The sequence below is a fragment of the Streptomyces sp. NPDC059909 genome (genome assembly GCF_042730885.1).
Taxonomy (GTDB): domain Bacteria; phylum Actinomycetota; class Actinomycetes; order Streptomycetales; family Streptomycetaceae; genus Streptomyces.
On record NZ_JBHWKX010000173.1, the window covers coordinates 1 to 4,448 of the forward strand.

The 4,448-nt window shown below is 67.3% G+C and carries 4 protein-coding genes and 1 pseudogene; 3 read left to right on the forward strand and 2 right to left on the reverse strand.

Features of this window, described 5'->3' with window-relative positions; genetic code table 11:
* Nucleotides 1–124 precede the first annotated feature (124 nt).
* Both ACFV9O_RS39720 and ACFV9O_RS39725 read left to right on the forward strand, forming a co-directional pair.
* The gene (locus ACFV9O_RS39720; RefSeq protein WP_385427810.1) at nucleotides 125–1,150 is read left to right on the forward strand and encodes a hypothetical protein; all 1,026 of its coding nucleotides are present in this window, start codon (nucleotides 125–127) and stop codon (nucleotides 1,148–1,150) included.
* A complete protein-coding gene (locus tag ACFV9O_RS39725; RefSeq protein WP_385427816.1) occupies nucleotides 1,066–2,313 on the forward strand; it encodes a transposase in 1,248 nt (415 codons plus the stop codon). Before ACFV9O_RS39720 ends, ACFV9O_RS39725 begins: the two co-directional genes overlap by 85 nt.
* A 37-nt stretch (nucleotides 2,314–2,350) precedes the next feature.
* Here ACFV9O_RS39725 and ACFV9O_RS39730 read toward each other — a convergent pair whose 3' ends face one another.
* The gene (locus ACFV9O_RS39730) at nucleotides 2,351–2,524 is read right to left on the reverse strand and encodes a helix-turn-helix domain-containing protein (RefSeq protein WP_385427813.1); all 174 of its coding nucleotides are present in this window, start codon (nucleotides 2,522–2,524) and stop codon (nucleotides 2,351–2,353) included.
* Nucleotides 2,525–2,811: 287 nt separating this feature from the next.
* Here ACFV9O_RS39730 and ACFV9O_RS39735 point away from each other — a divergent pair, with 287 nt between their 5' ends.
* Complete coding sequence (locus ACFV9O_RS39735) at nucleotides 2,812–3,636, forward strand: alpha/beta hydrolase (RefSeq protein ID WP_351525895.1); 825 nt, start codon at nucleotides 2,812–2,814, stop codon at nucleotides 3,634–3,636.
* 216 nt (nucleotides 3,637–3,852) lie between these two features.
* Here the strand turns inward: ACFV9O_RS39735 and ACFV9O_RS39740 are convergent.
* Nucleotides 3,853–4,044: pseudogene (locus tag ACFV9O_RS39740) on the reverse strand (aquaporin); the annotation flags it as partial.
* Between the last annotated feature and the right edge of the window lie 404 nt (nucleotides 4,045–4,448).

Here is a 4,448-nt window from a genome sequence, read left to right on the forward strand (position 1 = left end):
TCAGGTCACTCACTGTGCGTCACATTCCTGGTGTCAGCCAGGGCCCGACCAGCACCCAGCAAGATCACCTCTTACACAGAGGAGTAAACAGCCTCGAGACGGGGCGAAGGCCCGGGACGACTTCGTGACCATGCTCTGCAAGCGCATGGCCCGCCACCTCAAGCGCGCGGAGGAAGAGCTCGCCTTGATCGAGCAGCGGCACAAGGAAACAACCGAGCAGCTGCTGGTCGCCTACCGGGACGTGCTGGCCGTCCTCAAGGACCCCGTCGGAGACGGAGCCGAAGGCTCGCTGGACGATGTGCTGGCGCTCAAGCAGGCGAGAGAGATCGTTGAGGAAGCGGGCGGGTTCGACCTCCAACTCGACCGGCTCGAAGCCCTGGCCGCGCACCATGGAAACAACTTCACTCCGCTTGTGGAGCGCTTCTTCCGCCCGGACAGACCGACCATGTTCAAGCTCGCCCGGATGCTGGTCTTCACCACGACGTCGCAGGACCGCGCGCTGCTGGACGCGTTGGACCACGCGCTGGCCCATCAGCACCTGACCCGCGCGCTGATCCCCGACACCCCGCACAGGGCCGGCGCAGGTCCGGACGAGGGTGAGGAGGGCGGAGGGGTACCGCTGGATCTGTCGTTCGCATCGAAGAACTGGCTCAAGACCGTCTATGCCAAGGACGAGCCGGGGATGCTGGTGCGCCGTCACTTCGAGGCGATGGTCTTCACCTACCTCGTGGAGGAACTGCGCTGCGGCGACATCGCGGTGGCCGGGTGTGAGGAGTACGGCGACTGGACCCGCATGCTCCTGGACTGGGACGCCTGCGTACCGAAGGTGGAGGAGTTCTGTGCCCAGGCGGGCCTGCCGGGCACGGCGCACGGGTTCACGGCACACCTGCGGCAGCAGCTGACCGATATCGCGGCCGAGGTGGATGAGGGCTACCCGGACAACGCCGACCTGACAGTGGATCCGCTGACCGGGGTGCCCTCCCTCAAAGCACGCCAGGGGCGGACCGGACCGCCTCGGCTGAGGCGGTCGATGCGGAATTGTCGCGGCGGCTGCCGGCCCGCAGCGTGCTGGAGCACATCGCCCGGGCGGCGCACTGGACAGAGTGGTGGCACCGCCCGCGCCCGCAGTCCGGCTCGGATCCGAAGGTGAAGAACCCGCTGTCCCGGTACACCGTCACCGCGTTCACCTACGGCTGCGGGCTCGGCGCCGCCCAGGCCGCTCGGCACATGCGCGGTCAGTTATCCGCACATGAACTCGGCGCGATAGCTCAGCGGCACTTCACGCCGAACAACCTCAGTCGCGCCGGTGCCGACGTGATCGATACCTACATGCGGCTGGACCTCGTCACCGCGTGGGGTGACGGATCGGTCGCGGCGGTGGACGGCACGATGATGGACACCGTCATCGACAATCTCCTCGCCGAAACCAGCATCCGGTACGGAGGATACGGCGGTATCGCCCACCATCTGGTCGCCGACACCTACGTCGCGCTGTTCTCCCGGTTCATCCCCTGCGGGGTCTGGGAGGCCGTCTATCTGATCGACTCCCTCCTCGCGAACGAGTCGGCCACCAAGCCCGACACCGTGCATGCCGATACCCAAGGCCAGTCCTTCCCGGTCTTCGGCCTCGCGCACCTGCTGGGTATCGACCTGCTCCCACGCATACGTAACTTCCACGACCTGACCTTCCACCGCCCCGACCCACAGGTGCGCTACCAGCACATCGACGCCCTGTTCTCCACCGACCCGCGCACCGCGATCAACTGGGACCTCATAGAAAGCGAGTGGCCCACCCTCCTGCGCGTGGCCATGTCCGTCAAGGAAGGCAGTGTCTCCTCGGTCACCCTGCTGCGGCGGCTGAACAACCACTCCCGCAAGAACCAGATCTACCGGGCCTTCCGCGAGGTAGGCCGCGCAATGCGGACCATCGTCCTGCTGCGCTACCTGTCCGACCCCGTCCTGCGCGAGCAGATCAGCCGGGCGACGAACAAAGCCGAGGCATACAACGGCTTCACCAAGTGGCTGCACTTCGGATCCCACGGCTACCTCCGCAGCCGCGACCCGGAACTCCAGGAGAAGGCCATCAAGTTCCTCGACCTGGTCGCCAGCTCGGTGATCTTCTCCACCACCATCGACATGACCGAGCAACTGCGCCAGATGGCCACCGAGGGCTGGACCATCCTCGGCGAAGACCTCACCGCCATCGGTCCGCACCGCAGGGACAACGTGCTGCGCTTCGGAGACTACGACACCACCACTCTCCACATCCCACCCGGAACCTACGACGCGGCCTTCGCCCCTCACCAGCCCTGACATCCCCCGTCTCACGCGGAGAACAGCACGTCGACGGCTACCCGCGACGCGAGGTCCGGGCAGCGGCCAGCAGGTTCCGAATGTCGGTGACGCTGGCGCCGGTACGCTCGGCGATACGAGCAGCCGACTCCCCGGCCCGGTACGCGGCGACGATCGCGGCGGTCAGCTGCCGGCGGGCCGTGTGAACTGTCGCCTGCGCCTCGCGCAGCACCGCAGCCTCCGTTCGGCCTAATTTCGGCTTGGCCGGCCCGGCTTGCGAACCTACGTGGCAGGTCGAGGCGTTAGCCTCTGAACGCGCGAATGGTGATCCAGTCTTCGCCAGTGGCGTCAACGTTCGCGCCGCCCCACTTTGAGTCAGATCGTTCGCGAGAAGGCCTCCTGCCCATGGTGAAGCATGGTCTCAAACCCGCGGCGCGGGCGACATTGATCGCGGCCATCGCGATGAGGAATTTGGGTCCTGAAGCCGCAAGGCAACCCCGATAGCGACAGGAGCGAGGCATGCCCACGATCACCACCGCGGACGGCACGGAGATCTTCTACAAGGACTGGGGGTCAGGGCAGCCGGTGGTCTTCAGTCACGGCTGGCCGCTGTCGGCCGACGACTGGGATGCCCAGATGATGTTCTTCCTGGGCCACGGGTACCGGGTGGTCGCGCACGACCGGCGTGGCCATGGGCGCTCGGCCCAGGTCGCCGACGGCCACGACATGGACCACTACGCCGACGATCTCGCCGCGGTAGTCGAGCACCTGGATCTGCATGATGCGATCCACATCGGCCACTCGACCGGCGGCGGGGAGGTCGTGCACTACCTCGCGCGGCACGGCGAAGGCCGGGCGGCCAAGGCCTCGATCATCAGCGCCGTGCCGCCGCTGATGGTGCAGACCGACGCGAACCCCGGCGGTCTGCCCAAGAGCGTGTTCGACGACCTCCAGAAGCAGACGGCGACCCGCCGCTCGGCGTTCTACCGGGAACTGGCCGCCGGCCCGTTCTACGGGTTCAACCGGCCCGGCGTCGAACCGGACGAGGCCGTGATCTTGAACTGGTGGCGGCAGGCGATGATGGGCGGCGCGAAGGCCTCCTACGACGGCATCGTGGCCTTCAGCCAGACCGACTTCACCGAGGACCTCAAGAAGATCACGATCCCGGTGCTCGTGATCCACGGCGACGACGACCAGATCGTCCCCTACGCCGATGCCGGGCCGCTCTCGGCCAAGCTGCTGCGCAACGGCACGCTCAAGACCCACAAGGGTTTCCCGCACGGGATGATTACCACGCAGGCCGACGTCGTCAACGCCGACCTGCTCGCCTTCATCCAGAGTTGAAGCCTCCGGGCGGGCTGTTTCCGGCGATGATCGCTCCTTCGGCCGGCGCCGCCGGTGGTCGGTGACTCGGCGGCAGGTTGGGCCGCCGCGCGGATGCGTCGGGTGATGTAGGGCCAGGACCCGGGTGGATCCTGGCCCTGCGCCGTTTCGGGCGAAGGTCGACTCCGCACGCGTTGCCGGCCGGTTCGGCTGCACGCCGATACTCAAGCCGCCCCCTCAGCGATCGCGTCCTCCGAGTTTGTAGGTCAACGGCTTGCGCGTGCGCAGCCGCCGGTAGAACAGGTGATGCAGTCCCGCGCCGAGCACCGCGCCGAGGACCGGTGCGAGCAGGTAGATGCTGAGATCCTGGGTCTGCTGCGCGAACAGGGCGGGGCCGAACTGGCGGGCCGGGTTGGCCGCGGCCCCGCTGCGCGGGCCGCACCGAGCACTACGCCGGCGGGTTGGGCCACCACGCCGGGCGCGTCTACCAGCAGCTCATCTTCGTGTCCCGTCTCGGGACAAGAGGCATGTCCCGAAACGGGACAGATTTCGTGACCCACGGCCGCGAGCCCGTGGCCCGTCGATGCTCCTGCGCAGCTCGGGTATACAGCGCATGGTCACGTACTGCACGAGGTGCATCGGGTTCGAGGTCCTGCGGCAGCACCTGTTGGCGGTTGGAGGAGATATCCGCGAAGCGGCCCCCCGCGGGGGGCCGCTTCGCGGATATCTCCTCCAACCGCCTGGTAGAGCGCCAGCAGCGACCACATCTCCTGCTCGACACCGACGGGGTCACCTGAGCGAAGAACACGCCCGGCCATGATCGTGTGGCGGAG